Below are 14,695 nucleotides of genomic sequence, written 5' to 3'. Positions count from 1 at the left end.
TGGACACAAGTCTGGGCGAGGGGGCGCCAAAAGGGAAGGCGGCGAGCTATGCGTTTGGCTGCGGTGCCGGCTTCCGCTTCACCCGCTTGATCGTGCCGGAGAAGGTGAACAGGGGGCGCCCGCCTGATGTCAGCTTGCCGCGCAGGAAGATCAGCGAGCCGCCGGCGCGGGAGACCTCGCCGACGCATTCGATCAGCTCGCCTTCGCGCGCCGCGTCGAGGAAGTCGCAGGCGAAATTGGTGGTCACCGCCGGCCCATCCAGCTCGTGGGTGGCGATGGCGAACAGGCAATAGTCGGCAAACGCCATGAAGCAGCCGCCATGGACGTTTCCGGAGCCGTTGAGGTGCTTTTTCTCGACCCGGAACGCCGAGCGGACGCTGCCGTCGTCCTCGATCTTGTGCCAGAACGGGCCGATATGGCTCTCAAAACTGTCGCGAATCCAGGTTCGCCAGCCCTGGAATTCCCCATCGGTGGCGACGTGGAGGTCGGGGCGGCGAGGCGGGGGCGCTTTGGTCAATTCGTGCAAGGAAATGGGCCTTCAATTGCGGGTCGTTTGCCCTTAAATCCGATCTGTCCGCGCTGTGCAATTCCTGTTCCCGCAGCCCCCGGCCGCAAAACGTGGGACAGCGGGAAAATGCGCCATAAAGGGCTTTTCCAAGCCGTCCGATGTTCCTAAGAACGGCCCACCGCCGTCGAAAGCCTCGAATCCATGAAGAACGAACCCAAGATCACCCCCGAGCTGATTGCCGCCCACGGGCTCAAGCCCGACGAGTATGAGCGCATTCTGAAGCTGATCGGGCGGGAGCCGACCTTCACCGAGCTCGGCATCTTCTCGGCGATGTGGAACGAGCACTGCTCGTACAAATCCTCGCGCCTCCATCTGAAGGGTCTGCCGACTAAGGCGCCCTGGGTGATCCAGGGTCCTGGCGAGAACGCCGGCGTGATCGACATCGGCGACGGCCAGGCCGTGGTCTTCAAGATGGAGAGCCACAACCACCCGAGCTACATCGAGCCGTACCAGGGCGCCACCACCGGCGTCGGCGGCATCTTGCGCGACGTCTTCACCATGGGTGCGCGGCCAATCGCCTGCCTCAACGCGCTGAGCTTCGGCGCGCCTGAGCATGCCAGAACCAGGCATCTCGTCTCCGGCGTCGTCGCCGGGGTCGGCGGCTACGGCAATTCCTTCGGCGTTCCGACGGTCGGCGGCCAGGTCCGTTTCCACACCCGCTATGACGGCAACATTCTCGTCAACGCGATGGCGGTCGGCCTCGCCGATACCGACAAGATCTTCTATGCGGCCGCCTCCGGCGTGAACATGCCGATCGTCTATCTCGGCTCTAAGACCGGGCGCGACGGCATCCACGGCGCCTCGATGGCGTCGGCCGAGTTCGACGACAAGTCCGAAGAGAAGCGTCCGACCGTTCAGGTCGGCGATCCCTTCGCCGAAAAGCTGCTGCTCGAGGCCTGTCTCGAGATCATGGAGAAGGGCTGCGTCATCGCGATCCAGGACATGGGCGCGGCGGGTCTGACCTGTTCGGCGGTCGAGATGGGCGCCAAGGGCGATCTCGGCGTCGATCTCGATCTCGATGCGGTACCGACGCGCGAGATCGGAATGAGCGCCTACGAGATGATGCTCTCGGAGAGCCAGGAGCGCATGCTCATGGTGCTCAAGCCCGAGAAGGAGAAAGAGGCCGAGGCGATCTTCAAGAAGTGGGGCCTCGATTTCGCCGTGGTCGGCTACACCACACCGAGCAAGCGCTTTGTGGTCAAGCATGGCGGCGACGTCATGGCCGATTTGCCGATCAAGGAGCTCGGCGATGAGGCGCCGCTCTATGATCGCCCGCATGTCCCCTCCGCCGCGCTGCCGGTCGTGCATGCGCGCGAGGTGGCGGCGCCGATGGGTCTCGGTGCCGCGCTCGAAAAGCTGATCGGCACGCCCGACATGTGCAGCAAGCGCTGGGTCTGGGAGCAGTACGACCACGTCATTCTCGGCAACACCATGCAGCGTCCCGGCGGCGATGCCGCCGTGGTGCGCGTGCAGGACGGCCCGAAGGGCCTGGCACTGACCGTCGATGTGACGCCGCGCTATTGCGAGGCCGATCCCTATCAAGGCGGCATGCAGGCGGTGGCGGAAGCCTGGCGCAACATCACTGCGGTCGGCGGCAAGCCGCTCGCGATCACCGACAATCTCAATTTCGGCAATCCTGAGCGGCCCGAGATCATGGGCCAGTTCGTCGGCTGCCTGAAGGGCATCTCGGAAGCCTGCCGCACGCTCGACTTCCCGGTCGTCTCAGGCAACGTCTCGCTCTACAACGAGACCAATGGCCGCGCGATCCTGCCGACGCCCTCGATCGGCGGCGTCGGTTTGCTCGATGACTTCACCAAATCGGCCTCGCTCGCGTTCAAGGCCGAAGGCGAGGCGATCCTCCTGATCGGCGAAACTCACGGCTGGCTCGGCCAGTCGGTTTACCTGCGCGACATCTGCGGTCGCGAGGAGGGCGCGCCGCCGCCGGTCGACCTCGCGGCCGAGAAGCGCAACGGCGACTGCGTGCGCGGCATGATCCATGCGGGCACCGCGACCGCCGTGCACGATCTCTCCGACGGTGGCCTGCTGATCGCGCTCGCCGAGATGGCGATGGCGAGCGGCATCGGCGCCAAACTGCTGGCGGCGCCCACCGCGCTGGTGCCGCAGGCCTATTGGTTCGGCGAGGACCAGGCGCGCTATCTCGTCACCGTGCCTGAAGCCGAGGCCGGCCGCGTGCTCGCCAAGATGCGCGGCTGCGAGGTGCCCTGCGTGCGGATCGGCACCACCGGCGGAGACGCCGTCGCGATCGCTGGCGAGGCGCCTGTAACGATCGAGGCGCTGCGGACCTCGTTTGAGCGCTGGCTGCCGGAGTATATGGGCGGCAAGGCAGCCTGAGGGGCTGCCGCACACTCCGTCATTGCGAGCGCAGCGAAGCAATCCAGAGCCTCACCGCTGAGGCACTCTGGATTGCTTCGTCGCAAGAGCTCCTCGCAATGACGAATGGAAAGAGCTCGGCCTCACAACACGTGCGAGGCCCCCGGAATCTTCCGCAACGCCGCCGTCAGTCCCCAGCTCAGGATCACCGTGAGCACGAAGCCGATCGCGGCCTTCGCGATCGCAGGCCAGCTGTAATCGAACAGCGCGTACTGGATCCACAACGCGATCGGGTAGTGCACCAGGAAGATGCCGTAGGCATCCGCCTGCATGCGGTCGAGCAGGTTCGGTCCCGGCGACTTCTGGTGCAGGAAGAAGGCGAGAATCGCGAGCAGGATCGAGCCTGAAAACAGCACGAAGAACGTGCCGTAGATGGCCTGGTACCAGTGCGGCTGCGGGTCTGGATTACCGAGTATCTCGCGCTTGATGTAGATCATGACCCACATCAGGCAGTAGGGGATCAGCGTGGCGATCAGCCACAGCCAGCGCTGTTTCGGCAACTGGCCGCCGGCGCTGAGGATGCCGCGATCGAAATTCGCGGCTCCAACGCTGACGCCGATGAAGAAATAGGCGAAGTAAAGCGGGATGCGGCTGGCCTGCACCGAGAACGGCCCGAGCTCGAACCATTTGCTGCCGCCGAAATAGAGCAGCGCCGGCACGTAGGCGATTATCGTGACGACGACGAGCAGCAGCCAGAATACGGCCGGCTGGTCGAATCCGCGCAGCGACACGCGGTTGCCCGGGTCGACCAGATGCGCGGAGACCCGGTACAGCAGGCTCGCGGTCAGGTCGAACGCCAGCAGCACCCACACGAACCAGATCGGGCCGCTCGGCCACGGGCCAACCGTGATCGTCTTCCACCAGAATGCCGTGAAGCTCAGCCCGGGATCGTGCCGCAGCGCGATCGCGTAATAGGCGAGCGGGATGACGGTGAACGCCGCGACCGCGAACGGCAGCCCGAGCCGCAACAGGCGATCGCGGAGAAAAACGGACGGCGCCTTGCGCGCGATGCCAGGCCAGGTGAACAGTCCCGACAGGAAGAAGAACATGGCCATGAAGAAGCTGTCGGTGGCCAGCACGATCACGTCGAAACCGGCCCAGGACGCCGGATCGGTGTGCCCGAAATAGGTGTAGGGAATCACGGCGTGGTGCAGCAGCACCACCAGCGTGAGGAAGGTGCGGGCGCGATCGAGCGACAGATTGCGCGCCTTGGCCTTCGGCGCTGCGTGCACCTCTGCGCCGATCGTCGCTGAATGTGACATCGTCATCGTGGCCGCCCCGGTCGCGCTTTCCGTCCCGGCCGGACTTTGCCGCCGGGAACCGGATTCAGCAAGGGTCGTTTGAGACGTCCGCAGGCTCCCGAGACCGCTAGGAACCAGTTCCCTACGACGCAGTTAGCGTTCGCCAAAAGGGCTTGGGAACCGCGGCAGGCGGTACAATTTCGGAGCTGGCGATGACGATCCTGAAATGGGCGCTGATCTTCTTACTTGTCTCGATCGTAGCCGGCGTGCTCGGCTTTACCGGCATCTCGGCCGCCTCCGCCGACATCGCCCGCTTCCTGTTCTACGTGTTCGTCGTGATCTTCCTGGTGCTGCTGATACTCGGGCTCACGATATTCAGGGCGTAGCGGGGCTCGCGTCGGCATTCCCAGTCGTCGTGCCCGGGCTTGCCGGCAGCCAAGGGCGTGGATGGCCGGGACGAGCCCGGCCATGACGGCAGGCCCTATGTGGGCTTACCCCACTTCCTCGATCTTCACCTTGTCCGGATAGAAGGCGAGGTGACCGGAAATCTCGGTCATCGCGGGGAATGGCGCCTCATAGGTCCAGATCGCGTTATCCAGCGTCTTGCCGTCGGCCTTGACGCTGTAATAGCTCGCATCCCCCTTGTAGGGGCAGTGGGTGACGCGGTCGGTCCGCTCCAGCAGCGCCATGTTGGCGTCCTGTCGCGGCACATATTGCACCGCCGGATATTTCGCCTCTTTCAGCGTCAGCGCCTTGGTGGTCTCGGCGATCACGATATCGCCGGCCGTGACGCGGATGCGCCGGGGATTTGGGGTGATGGTGATGGGGTGGTCGGGCCCTGGAAGCTTCATGATTTCACGCCTTTTTCGATCACTCTGCCGCGCGCGGCACTTTGTCGTGGCTTTATCCAGATCGGATCACCGATATAGTGCCGCAAGGCGTGACGTAGAAGGCCGTTCACGCTAAGTTTGGCCCCGCCGGCAAGTTTGGCTTTGCAGATCCGGACCCCGGCAGCGATTCGACGACAAGGCTGATTGCAGCCGAGACAGGAGCACGACCCGAATGCCTATGGACGCCCACGATATCGAGGCGATGATCAAGGCGGCGATCCCCGATGCCGAGGTGACCATCCGTGACCTCGCCGGGGACGGCGATCACTATGCCGCGACCGTGATTTCGGAGACCTTCCGCGGCAAGTCCCGCGTCCAGCAGCACCAGATCGTCTATCAATCGCTGCGCGGCCAGATGGGCGGCGTGTTGCATGCGCTGGCGCTGCAAACCGGGGTGCCGGGCGCCTGATCCGATCGTGACGGGGGCATGACGATGGCTGCGGACAATCCGCGCGGCGCGATGTTTCGCGTCATCCTGCCGAACCAGCACAGCCGCGTCACCAATGCCGAGCTGTTCTTCGACCTGGTCTTCGTTTTCGCGATCACGCAGGTCTCGCACACACTGCTGCACCATTTCACGCCGCTCGGTGCGGTGCACGTCGCGGTGCTGTTTCTCGCGGTATGGTGGGTGTGGGTCTACACCGCCTGGGTTACCAACTGGCTCGATCCGGAACTGACGCCGGTTCGGATCCTGATCTTCCTGATGATGCTGGGCGGCCTCGTGCTGTCGACGACGATCCCGACCGCCTTCGAGGGAAGGGGCCTGTGGTTCGCGATCGCCTACGCAACGATGCAGGTCGGGCGCACCGCCTTCTGGATGTTTGCGACTCCGCGCCACCGGACGGCGGTCCGGCACAATGCGATCCGCATCCTGACGTGGCTCTCGGTCTCCGCGATCTTCTGGATCCTCGGCGGCTTCGCCCATGACGAGGCGCGGCTGTGGTTCTGGATCGTGGCACTGACGATCGAATACATCTCGCCGGCAGTGCGCTTCTGGGTGCCGAAGCTGGGCTTCTCGTCGGTCGAGGCCTGGGCCGTCGAGGGCGGCCACATGGCCGAGCGCTGCTCGCTCTTCGTCATCATCGCGCTCGGCGAGGCCGTCGTCGTCAACGGCGCCACCTTTGCCGAGCTGGACTGGACCGCGGATAACATGCTGGCCTTCGTCTCCGCGCTGGTCGGCAGCATTGCGATGTGGTGGGTCTATTTCCATAGGGGGGCCGAGGCCGGCGCCGAGCGCATCTCGAAATCCGCCGAATCCGGCCGGTTGGCGCGGCTCGCCTACACCTATCTGCACATGCCGATCGTCGGTGGTATCATCCTGACCGCGGTCTCCGACGAGCTGGTGCTGAAGCATCCGGTCGGGCATTCCGATATCAGGATCATCGTCAGCACGATCGGCGGTCCCTTGCTGTTCCTGGTCGGCACCATCCTGTTCAAGCACGCGATCCGCGGCTTCCTCCAGCTCTCGCACGGGATTGGCATCATCCTGCTTCTGGTGCTGTGGTGGTTCGCCGCAGAACTGTCCCCGCTATGGCTGTCGGTCGCTGCGACGGTGATCATGATCGTTGTTGCGGTGTGGGAGTCGGTCTCGCTGGGATCGAAGGTGGAAGAGGCCGAGGAGCATTGAGCCGGCACCATTGGCGCCGGAGCGCTTACTCCGCCGCCTCCAGTGCGTGCACCGAGAACATCTTCGCCGCATCCGTCCAGCTCTCGCGCACCCGCCAGCCTGCGCCCTGCGCCAGCGCGGCGAAACGTTCGAGGCTGTATTTGTAGCTGTTCTCGGTGTGGATGCTCTCGCCCGCGCGGAACGAAAAGCTGGTGCCGAGCAGGCGCACGGTCTGGCTCTTCTTGCTGATCAGGTGCATCTCGATGCGGTGCCGCTCGCGATTGTAGATCGCGCGATGGGTGAAGGCGGAGAGGTCGAAATTGCCGCCGAGCTCGCGGTTGATCCGCACCAGCACATTGAGGTTGAAGCGCGCGGTGACGCCGGCGGCATCGTTATAGGCGTCGTGGAGCAGGCGCTCCTCCTTCTCGAGATCGGCGCCGATGATCATCTGCGCGCCCTGGCCCAGAATAGCGCGTGCGCTCTTCAGGAAGGCCTGCGCTTCATGCGGCTCGAAATTGCCGATCGTCGAGCCCGGGAAGAACCCGACCTTGGGCATCGTCGCCACCGCCTTGGGAAGCTCGAAAGGCGTGGTGAAGTCGGCCGCCACCGGGTAGATGCCGAGTGACGGAAAATCCCGCTTCAGGCCGTTCGCCTGCGCCGTCAGGAAGTCGCCGGAGATATCGACGGGCACATAGGCCGCAAACTTGCAGTGGCTGAGCAGCAGGCGAACCTTTGTGGTCGCGCCTGCGCCGAATTCGACCAGGGCCGCGTGCTCCGGAATGAGCTTTGCGATCTCGCTGCCGCGCTCCTTCAGGATCGCAAGCTCCGTGCGCGTCGGGTAATATTCCGGCAGGCGGGTAATCGCCTCGAACAATTCCGATCCGGCCGCATCATAGAAATATTTAGGCGACAGCTTTTTCGGTTGCTGCGAGAGATCCTCGATGGCCTCGCGGGCAAAGGCGGTGGTCTGCTCGTCGGGAAGATGGGCTTCGGCCAAAGCGCTGGCGTGCACATTCATGATACTCTCCTGAACGCGCTGTCCGGCGCGCATTTGTCGTCGGATGAGAATTTACTCGTAGTCGGCGAGCCGCAGTCCCGTGAATTGCCAGCGGTGGTGCGGATAAAAGAAGTTACGATAGGTGATACGGCTGTGCCCCTCCGGGGTTGCAAGCGAAGAGCCGCGCAGCACCAGCTGGTTGACCATGAACTTGCCGTTGTATTCGCCGAGCGCGCCTTCGATGGCGCGATAGCCGGGGTAGGGCGAGTAGGACGATCGCGTCCACTGCCAGACGATGCCGAAGGCATCGTTGAGCTGGCCCGCGCGGGCCGCGACCTCCCATTCCATCTCGGTCGGCAGATGTTTTCCGGCCCAGCGCGCGAAGGCGTCGGCCTCATAATAGCTGACGTGGCAGACGGGCGCGTCGGGATCGACCGGCTTGAGGCCGGCCAGCGTCATGACATGCCACTGGCCGTCGATCTCGCGCCAATGGCCGGGGGCATCCCAGCCCTCGTTGTTCACGGCCGCAAAACCGTCCATCAGCCACAGCGTTGCGGTCCGGTAGCCACCGTCGCGCATGAAGGCGAGCCATTCGCCATTGGTGACGAGATTGCGTGCGAGCTTGACCGGGCCGACGAGGGCGCGATGCGCCGGCCTCTCGTTGTCGAAATGAAAACTCTCGTCGACATGACCGACGGTGTGGATGCCTTCGTTCAGCGTCAGCCAATCCTCGCCGGCCGGCGTTGCGGCCGGGAAGCGCCAGTCCGGATCATAGGCCGGCGGGATCGGGTTCTGCGCGAAGGCGTGCAGGATGTCGGTGAACATCAATTCCTGATGCTGCTGCTCGTGGTTGAGGCCGACCTCGACCAGCGGCGCGATCTCGCGAAGCTTGTCCTCACCGGCGTCGCGGAAGAATGTCACGACGGCAGCGTCGACATGTTTTCGATAGGCGCCGACCTGATCGGCGCTCGGACGGGTGATATCACCGCGGTGGTTGCGGGAATGGCGCGGGCCGGCGCTGACGTAATAGGAATTGAACAGGAAGGCGAAGTCCGGGTGAAAGGGCCGGTAGTCCGCACAGTGCTCGCCGAGCACGAACTGCTCCCAGAACCAGGTGGTGTGCGCGCGGTGCCATTTCGTCGGGCTCGCATCCGGCATGGACTGGATCTGCTGGTCCTCCGGCGACAGCGGCGCGGCCCGGCGCTCGGTCTCGTTGCGGACGGTGAGAAAGGCATCCTCAAGCCGCCGGGCGAGGTTGCTCGGGTCGACCGACGGTGACGAAAGCGGCGGACTGGCCGTAGCGGAGGCTGGTTTCGTCACGTTTTTCTCCAGACAGGACAAGAGAACGTTGTTGGCGTTGCCGGGTTCCAAAACGCCGGGTTCGTCCTAGATAGGGGCTCCGTGACGGTATGAAAGTCCTCCCCGGCGATGATATTCGTGCCATCATGCAATGGGCCGGTGCTGCCTAGAGCGGTCCGCCCAGGGGCCGCTCGCCGCCATTTTACTTTGGATGCACAACGGTTTGGGCTACATATATAGGCAAGGATCGGGTTAAATCGGCTGAGCCAGCCCGAAGCGATTGGAGTGGGCTCCGCCCCAGAAGGACACGGATATGAGCATCGAGGAATTCATCGCCAACGAAGTGAAGTCGAACGACGTGGTTCTGTTCATGAAGGGCACACCGCAATTTCCGCAGTGCGGGTTCTCCGGCCAGGTCGTCCAGATTCTCGACCACATCGGCGTCGGCTATAAGGGCCTCAACGTTCTCGAATCCGCCGAACTCCGCAACGGCATCAAGGACTTTTCGAACTGGCCGACCATCCCGCAGCTCTATGTCAAGGGCGAGTTCGTCGGCGGCTGCGACATTGTCCGCGAGATGTTTCAGGCCGGTGAATTGCAGCAGCTGTTCACCGAAAAGGGCGTCGCTGTCGCGGCCTGATAGGTGACCCAGCTGACGCGCCGGATCGGCGGCGCGGAGCTCAAGGTCATCGTTGCTGACATCACCACGCTGAGCGTTGACGCCATCGTCAACGCGGCCAACACGTCGCTGCTGGGTGGGGGCGGCGTCGATGGCGCGATCCATCGGGCGGCCGGGCCCGAGCTTCTGGCCGAGTGTCGGAAGCTCGGAGGATGCGCGACCGGCGATGCCAAGATCACCAAGGGCTACCTTCTCCCTGCGCCCCATGTGATCCATGCGGTCGGCCCGGTCTGGCACGGCGGCACTCGCGGTGAGGCGCAGGCGCTGGGCTCATGCTACCGCCGTGCGCTTGAGCTCTGTGGGGCCAATCAGCTGACCTCCGTGGCGTTCTCCGCGATTTCGACCGGAGTTTACGGCTTTCCGGCCGACCAGGCAGCGAAGATTGCGGTCCATGCGACCATTCAAGCCCTTCCCGCCGCGCCGCTGGTCGTCGACGTCATATTTTGTTGTTTCTCGGAAAAGAGCGCGGCTCTGCACGCGGACGTTTTGGCGCGGCACGGCGGCCCTTGTGCCTGATGACGCGGTCGGTACACTCCGCCCGGCCATGTTCCGGGGAGGGGATATGATTTCACGATCTGGACTGCGCGCGCTGGTCTGCGCCGCGCTTGTGTCGTTGGGTACGATGTCGCTTGCGCGGGCGGAGGGCACCTACGAGATTCCGGCCGGCGCGCATTTCAACAAGGACAAGCTCGCAAGGATCACCGAGTTCTTCAAGAACGAGGTCGCGACCGGCAAGATCGCCGGGGCAAACGTCCTCATCAAGCAACATGGCAAGCCGGTCTACCACGAAGTCTTCGGCGTGCAGGACGCGGCCAGCAAGGCGCCGATCACGGACAAGACGATCTTCCGCCTGTTCTCGATGAGCAAGGCGATCACTTCCGTCGTCGCAGTGAAGTTGATCGAGGAAGGTACGATCAAGCTCGACGATCCCGTCTCGAAATACATTCCGTCCTTCGCCAACGTGAAAGTCGGCGTCGAGAAGAAGGCCGAGGACGGCACCAAGTCGCTCGAGCTGGTGCCGCCGAACCGGCCGATGACGGTGCACGATTTGATGACGCACACTTCGGGCGTCACCTACGGCTTCTACGGCGACAGCCTCGTCCGCAAGGCCTATCGCGACGCCAACATCTATGCCGGCGATTTCGACCTCGCGGAGTTCGCCGAGCGCATCGCAAAACTGCCGCTGCACAACCAGCCGGGCGCGCTGTGGCAATATGGCCATTCCACCGACATCCTGGCCCGGGTCATGGAGGTCGCGGCCGGCAAGCCGCTCATCGAGATCGAGCGGGAGAAGCTGCTCGCCCCGCTCGGAATGGTCGACACCGGCTTCTTCGTCACCGATCCCGAGAAGCAGAAGCTGCTGGCGCAGCCGGTGCCGAACGACAGCGATTTCCGGGTCGGGCGGATCAACGATCCGACGGTGGTTAAGAAGATCCAGTTCGCCAGCGGCGGTATGGTGACGACCATGGCCGATTATGAGCGCTTTACGCAGATGCTGCTCAACGGCGGCAGCCTCGACGGCAAGACGATTCTCAAGCCCGAGACGTTCAAGCTGATGGTGACCGATCAGATCGGCCCCAAGTCGGGCGTCGATCGCGATTATTTCTACTTCCCCGGCGATGGTTTCGGCTTCGGTCTCGGACTTGCGGTGCGCACCGATCCCGGCAACGCAAAACCGCCGCCTCCCGGCGATCTCGGCGAATTGAAATGGGACGGCGCCTCCGGCTGCTATTTCGTGATCGACCCCAAGCAGGACATGTTCTTCGTGCTGCTGGAGCAGACCCCGACCGAGCGCCAGCGCGTGCAGCGGACATTGAAGCAGCTGGTTTATGAAGCGATGGAGAATTGACATGTTCGGGCGCCGCGCATTGATCGCGGCGCTCGTTCTTCTCGCCGGCGGCATCGTTGCGAAGGCGGGTTCCGAGGGGCGTGCGGTCCACACGCTCTCGCCCGCGGGGCTGGCGAAGGTTTCCGACTACATCCGCAACGAGGTCGCCACCGGCAAGATTCCCGGCGCCATCCTGCTGCTTCAGCAGCACGGCAAGGCGGTCTATTACCAGAATTTCGGCGTCCGCGACGTCGCGACCGAGTTATCGATGAGCGCGGATACGATCTTCCGCCTCTACTCGATGTCGAAGCCGGTCACCTCCGTGATGGCGATGATGCTGGTCGAGGAGGGCAAGCTGTCGCTCAACGATCCCGTCTCGAAATACATTCCGGCCTTCGCCGGCATGAAGGTCGGCATCGAGAAGAAGGCGGAGGACGGCAAAGTCGCGCTGGCGCTGGAGCCGCTGGAGCGACCCATCACGATCAAGGATCTGCTGCGTCACACCGCGGGGCTGCCTTACGGCTATTACGGAGGCGGTATGGTGCGCGAGGTCTACGCGGACGCCAATCTCTTCAACAGCAATCTGACCAACGCCGAATTCGCCGCTAAGATCGCCACGCTGCCGCTGGTCGAGCAGCCCGGCACGGTGTGGGACTATGGCTATTCCACCGACGTGCTTGGCCGCGTCGTCGAAATCATTGCCGGAAAGACGCTGCTGCAGTTCGAGAAGGAGCGGCTGCTCGATCCGCTCGGCATGATCGAGACGGCCTTCTTCGTTGCCGATCCCGCCAAATTCCCGCGCATCGCCGAGCCGATGCCGGAGGATCGCAACATCAATCCGACGACGCAGGTCCGCGATATCAGGCGGCCCGCGACATGGGAATCGGGCGGCGGCGGCATGGTCGGCACGGTCGGCGACTACGCCCGCTTCGCCCAGATGCTGCTCAACGGCGGCACTTTTGAGGGCCGGCGCTATCTCAAACCGGAGACCATCGCGCTGATGGCCTCGGATCATATCGGGCCGGAGACGAAGATCGCGCGCGACCAGAACTATTATCCGGGCGGGTCTTCCGGCTTCGGTCTCGGCTTCGCCGTGCGCACCTCGGTGCCCCCTGGAACTGCGTGGCCGCTCGGCGAATATCGCTGGGACGGCGTCGGCGGCACGTTCTTCTTCATCGATCCCGAGGACGATCTGTTCGGGATCTTCATGGTGCAGACCCCGACGCAGCGCGGCCGGATTCAACTGGCGCTGAAGACGCTGATCTACCAGGCGATGGGGCGGTGATTACGCTCCGCGCACGATCTCGCGGATATATCCGATCGTCTCCTCGACCTGGCTCGCATTGACGTCGAGATGGGTGCAGGCGCGGATGCGGCCGTCCATCATCGCAAGCGTCACGCCGCGCTGGCGCAGCGCCGCGACCACCTTGTCGCCGGGAATACCGGCACCATCGGGCTTGAAGAACACCAGGTTGGTCTCGGGCTCCTGCACCTCGACGCCTGCGATCTGCGCCAATCCGCGGGCGAGCGCGCGCGCATTGGCGTGATCGTCGGCAAGCCGCTCGACGTGATGGTCGAGCGCGTAGATGCAAGCCGCCGCGCAGATTCCGGCCTGTCGCATCGAGCCGCCGAGCCGCTGCTTCCACTGCCAGACCGCATCGATGAAGGCGCGCGAGCCCGCCAGCACGCCGCCGATCGGCGCGCCCAAGCCCTTCGAGAAGTCGATCCAGGCCGAATCCCAGCCCGCGGTCATGTCGCGCGGGGAGATGCCGCTCGCGACAGTGGCGTTGAGCAGGCGCGCGCCGTCCATGTGGGTGACGAGGCCATGGTGGTTCGCGATAGCCACGATCTCGTCGAGCGCGGCTTTCTTCCAGATCGTGCCGCCACCGATATTGGCCGTCTGCTCGACGCTGACCACCGTCTGCGGCGGCTGGTAGCGGGTGCGCGGATGCAGCGCTCTGCGAAAGGTCTCCGGCGTGAACTGGCCGTCGGGTCCCTTCAATTGCGTGACTTGAAAGCCGCCGATCGCGGCATGCGCGCCGCCTTCACGGGCGATGATGTGCGCGCTCTCGTGCGCCAGGATCTCGTCGCCAGGACGGCAATGCACCAGCGTTGCGGTGACGTTGCACATCGTGCCTGACGGCATGTACACGGCTGCCTCCTTGCCGAGCAGCTCGGCGACGCGCTCGCACAGCGCGTTCACGGTCGGATCGTCGCCGACCTGCTCGTCGCCGACCTCCGCCCGCGCCATCGCCTCGCGCATTGCGGGTGTCGGCTTTGTCTGTGTGTCCGACAGCAGATTGATGCGCACCGGCGGCGCTTTGGGATCGATCGGGGGAGGGGTGTAGAGCATGCGACGCCTCCTGAAAGTAAACGGCCACTGAAGTGTGGCTCTTTAAGCAAAAAGGCCCCGGCGAACCGGGGCCTTTCGATATTCAGATCTTAGCGCGAATAGAATTCGACGACCAGATGCGGCTCCATCTGCACCGGGAACGGCACGTCGGAGAGATGGGGGATGCGAATGTATTTCGCGGTCATCTTGCCGTGGTCGACTTCGAGATAGTCGGGGGTGTCGCGCTCGGAGAGCTGGCTGGCTTCGAGGACGTGGGCGAGCTGTTTCGAGGATTCCTTGACCTCGATCACGTCGCCGAGCTTGACCAGATAGCTCGAGATGTTGACCTTGCGGCCGTTCACCTTGACGTGGCCGTGGTTGATGAACTGGCGCGCGGCGAAGATCGTCGAGACGAACTTGGCGCGGTACACGACCGCGTCGAGACGGCGCTCGAGCAGGCCGATCAGGTTCTCGCCGGTATCACCCTTGAGGCGGCTGGCCTCGACGTAGATGCTGTGGAACTGACGCTCGGAGATGTTGGCGTAGTAACCCTTCAGCTTCTGCTTGGCGCGCAGCTGCACGCCGAAGTCGGAGAGCTTGCCCTTGCGGCGCTGGCCGTGCTGGCCGGGGCCGTACTCGCGGCGGTTCACGGGGCTCTTCGGGCGGCCCCAGATGTTCTGGCCCATACGGCGATCGAGTTTGTACTTCGCCTCACTGCGCTTAGTCATCGCGTCCTCTTCAGGTACATGGTTTGAGGAAACGCGCCCTCCTGTGTGACGGGCTAGCCCGGCACTGACAGGTCCAATCCCAAAGCTTAAGGGACAGGACCACGGGTCGCGAAACGCTTCGCGGGCCGAAATCGGC

At 64.0% G+C, this 14,695-nt stretch carries 15 protein-coding genes; 8 read left to right on the top strand and 7 right to left on the bottom strand.

Annotation, left to right across the window (positions count from 1 at the left end; genetic code table 11):
• Nucleotides 1-46: 46 nt before the first annotated feature.
• Complete coding sequence (locus BRA1417_RS0129385) at nt 47-526, bottom strand: PaaI family thioesterase (protein ID WP_027518848.1); 480 nt, start codon at nt 524-526, stop codon at nt 47-49.
• Between the two features lie 183 nt (nt 527-709).
• Here BRA1417_RS0129385 and purL point away from each other — a divergent pair, with 183 nt between their 5' ends.
• Nucleotides 710-2,920 (top strand): phosphoribosylformylglycinamidine synthase subunit PurL, encoded by a 2,211-nt coding sequence (gene purL / locus BRA1417_RS0129380; protein WP_027518847.1) that lies wholly within the window; start codon nt 710-712, stop codon nt 2,918-2,920.
• A 122-nt stretch (nt 2,921-3,042) separates the two neighbouring features.
• Here purL and BRA1417_RS0129375 read toward each other — a convergent pair whose 3' ends face one another.
• The gene (locus BRA1417_RS0129375; protein ID WP_035968874.1) at nt 3,043-4,221 is read right to left on the bottom strand and encodes an acyltransferase; all 1,179 of its coding nucleotides are present in this window, start codon (nt 4,219-4,221) and stop codon (nt 3,043-3,045) included.
• Nucleotides 4,222-4,412: 191 nt separating this feature from the next.
• Here BRA1417_RS0129375 and BRA1417_RS43075 point away from each other — a divergent pair, with 191 nt between their 5' ends.
• Nucleotides 4,413-4,586: a DUF1328 domain-containing protein gene (locus tag BRA1417_RS43075; protein ID WP_007612121.1), complete on the top strand. Its 174-nt coding sequence runs from the start codon at nt 4,413-4,415 to the stop codon at nt 4,584-4,586.
• A gap of 105 nt (nt 4,587-4,691) precedes the next feature.
• Here BRA1417_RS43075 and BRA1417_RS0129365 read toward each other — a convergent pair whose 3' ends face one another.
• Nucleotides 4,692-5,051 (bottom strand): DUF427 domain-containing protein, encoded by a 360-nt coding sequence (locus BRA1417_RS0129365; protein WP_027518845.1) that lies wholly within the window; start codon nt 5,049-5,051, stop codon nt 4,692-4,694.
• Nucleotides 5,052-5,262: 211 nt separating this feature from the next.
• Between BRA1417_RS0129365 and BRA1417_RS0129360 the strand changes: the two genes are divergently transcribed.
• Together BRA1417_RS0129360 and BRA1417_RS0129355 are read left to right on the top strand one after the other, a co-directional pair.
• Nucleotides 5,263-5,499, top strand: coding sequence for a BolA/IbaG family iron-sulfur metabolism protein (locus BRA1417_RS0129360; RefSeq protein ID WP_007602284.1), 237 nt, complete (start codon nt 5,263-5,265; stop codon nt 5,497-5,499).
• 24 nt (nt 5,500-5,523) lie between these two features.
• Nucleotides 5,524-6,717: a low temperature requirement protein A gene (locus tag BRA1417_RS0129355; RefSeq protein WP_027518844.1), complete on the top strand. Its 1,194-nt coding sequence runs from the start codon at nt 5,524-5,526 to the stop codon at nt 6,715-6,717.
• Between the two features lie 25 nt (nt 6,718-6,742).
• Here the strand turns inward: BRA1417_RS0129355 and egtD are convergent, their stop codons facing one another.
• Complete coding sequence (egtD, locus tag BRA1417_RS0129350; protein ID WP_027518843.1) at nt 6,743-7,714, bottom strand: L-histidine N(alpha)-methyltransferase; 972 nt, start codon at nt 7,712-7,714, stop codon at nt 6,743-6,745.
• A gap of 51 nt (nt 7,715-7,765) precedes the next feature.
• Nucleotides 7,766-9,064: an ergothioneine biosynthesis protein EgtB gene (gene egtB / locus BRA1417_RS0129345; protein ID WP_027518842.1), complete on the bottom strand. Its 1,299-nt coding sequence runs from the start codon at nt 9,062-9,064 to the stop codon at nt 7,766-7,768.
• Between the two features lie 241 nt (nt 9,065-9,305).
• Between egtB and grxD the strand changes: the two genes are divergently transcribed.
• The 4 genes from grxD to BRA1417_RS0129325 are packed head-to-tail and all read left to right on the top strand — an operon-like array spanning nt 9,306 to nt 12,784.
• The gene (gene grxD / locus BRA1417_RS0129340) at nt 9,306-9,632 is read left to right on the top strand and encodes a Grx4 family monothiol glutaredoxin (protein ID WP_027518841.1); all 327 of its coding nucleotides are present in this window, start codon (nt 9,306-9,308) and stop codon (nt 9,630-9,632) included.
• Between the two features lie 3 nt (nt 9,633-9,635).
• Nucleotides 9,636-10,187, top strand: a complete 552-nt coding sequence (locus BRA1417_RS0129335; protein WP_027518840.1) for an O-acetyl-ADP-ribose deacetylase — start codon at nt 9,636-9,638, stop codon at nt 10,185-10,187.
• A gap of 46 nt (nt 10,188-10,233) precedes the next feature.
• Nucleotides 10,234-11,520 (top strand): serine hydrolase, encoded by a 1,287-nt coding sequence (locus BRA1417_RS0129330; protein ID WP_027518839.1) that lies wholly within the window; start codon nt 10,234-10,236, stop codon nt 11,518-11,520.
• 1 nt (nt 11,521) lies between these two features.
• A complete protein-coding gene (locus BRA1417_RS0129325; RefSeq protein WP_027518838.1) occupies nt 11,522-12,784 on the top strand; it encodes a serine hydrolase in 1,263 nt (420 codons plus the stop codon).
• Here BRA1417_RS0129325 and BRA1417_RS0129320 read toward each other — a convergent pair whose 3' ends face one another.
• Together BRA1417_RS0129320 and rpsD are read right to left on the bottom strand one after the other, a co-directional pair.
• Complete coding sequence (locus BRA1417_RS0129320; protein ID WP_027518837.1) at nt 12,785-13,852, bottom strand: low specificity L-threonine aldolase; 1,068 nt, start codon at nt 13,850-13,852, stop codon at nt 12,785-12,787. It abuts the gene before it with no gap.
• Between the two features lie 89 nt (nt 13,853-13,941).
• On the bottom strand, nt 13,942-14,559 hold the full coding sequence (gene rpsD / locus BRA1417_RS0129315; RefSeq protein WP_007602315.1) for a 30S ribosomal protein S4: 618 nt from the start codon (nt 14,557-14,559) through the stop codon (nt 13,942-13,944).
• Nucleotides 14,560-14,695 lie beyond the last annotated feature (136 nt).

The sequence above is a fragment of the Bradyrhizobium sp. WSM1417 genome, assembly GCF_000515415.1.
In the GTDB taxonomy this organism is placed as follows: domain Bacteria; phylum Pseudomonadota; class Alphaproteobacteria; order Rhizobiales; family Xanthobacteraceae; genus Bradyrhizobium.
The sequence above is the reverse complement of the archived record's forward strand: the minus strand, read 5'-3'. Positions and strand labels throughout refer to the sequence as shown.

Excerpts from the sequence above, each read along its gene's own strand:
- rpsD (WP_007602315.1), bottom strand. The coding sequence starts at position 14,559 with ATGACTAAGCGCAGTGAGGCGAAGTACAAACTCGATCGCCGTATGGGC.
- BRA1417_RS0129355 (WP_027518844.1), top strand. The coding sequence starts at position 5,524 with ATGGCTGCGGACAATCCGCGCGGCGCGATGTTTCGCGTCATCCTGCCG.
- egtD (WP_027518843.1), bottom strand. The coding sequence starts at position 7,714 with ATGAATGTGCACGCCAGCGCTTTGGCCGAAGCCCATCTTCCCGACGAG.
- BRA1417_RS0129375 (WP_035968874.1), bottom strand. The coding sequence starts at position 4,221 with ATGTCACATTCAGCGACGATCGGCGCAGAGGTGCACGCAGCGCCGAAG.
- BRA1417_RS0129325 (WP_027518838.1), top strand. The coding sequence starts at position 11,522 with ATGTTCGGGCGCCGCGCATTGATCGCGGCGCTCGTTCTTCTCGCCGGC.
- BRA1417_RS0129330 (WP_027518839.1), top strand. The coding sequence starts at position 10,234 with ATGATTTCACGATCTGGACTGCGCGCGCTGGTCTGCGCCGCGCTTGTG.
- grxD (WP_027518841.1), top strand. The coding sequence starts at position 9,306 with ATGAGCATCGAGGAATTCATCGCCAACGAAGTGAAGTCGAACGACGTG.
- BRA1417_RS0129320 (WP_027518837.1), bottom strand. The coding sequence starts at position 13,852 with ATGCTCTACACCCCTCCCCCGATCGATCCCAAAGCGCCGCCGGTGCGC.
- BRA1417_RS0129365 (WP_027518845.1), bottom strand. The coding sequence starts at position 5,051 with ATGAAGCTTCCAGGGCCCGACCACCCCATCACCATCACCCCAAATCCC.
- BRA1417_RS43075 (WP_007612121.1), top strand. The coding sequence starts at position 4,413 with ATGACGATCCTGAAATGGGCGCTGATCTTCTTACTTGTCTCGATCGTA.
- purL (WP_027518847.1), top strand. The coding sequence starts at position 710 with ATGAAGAACGAACCCAAGATCACCCCCGAGCTGATTGCCGCCCACGGG.
- BRA1417_RS0129360 (WP_007602284.1), top strand. The coding sequence starts at position 5,263 with ATGCCTATGGACGCCCACGATATCGAGGCGATGATCAAGGCGGCGATC.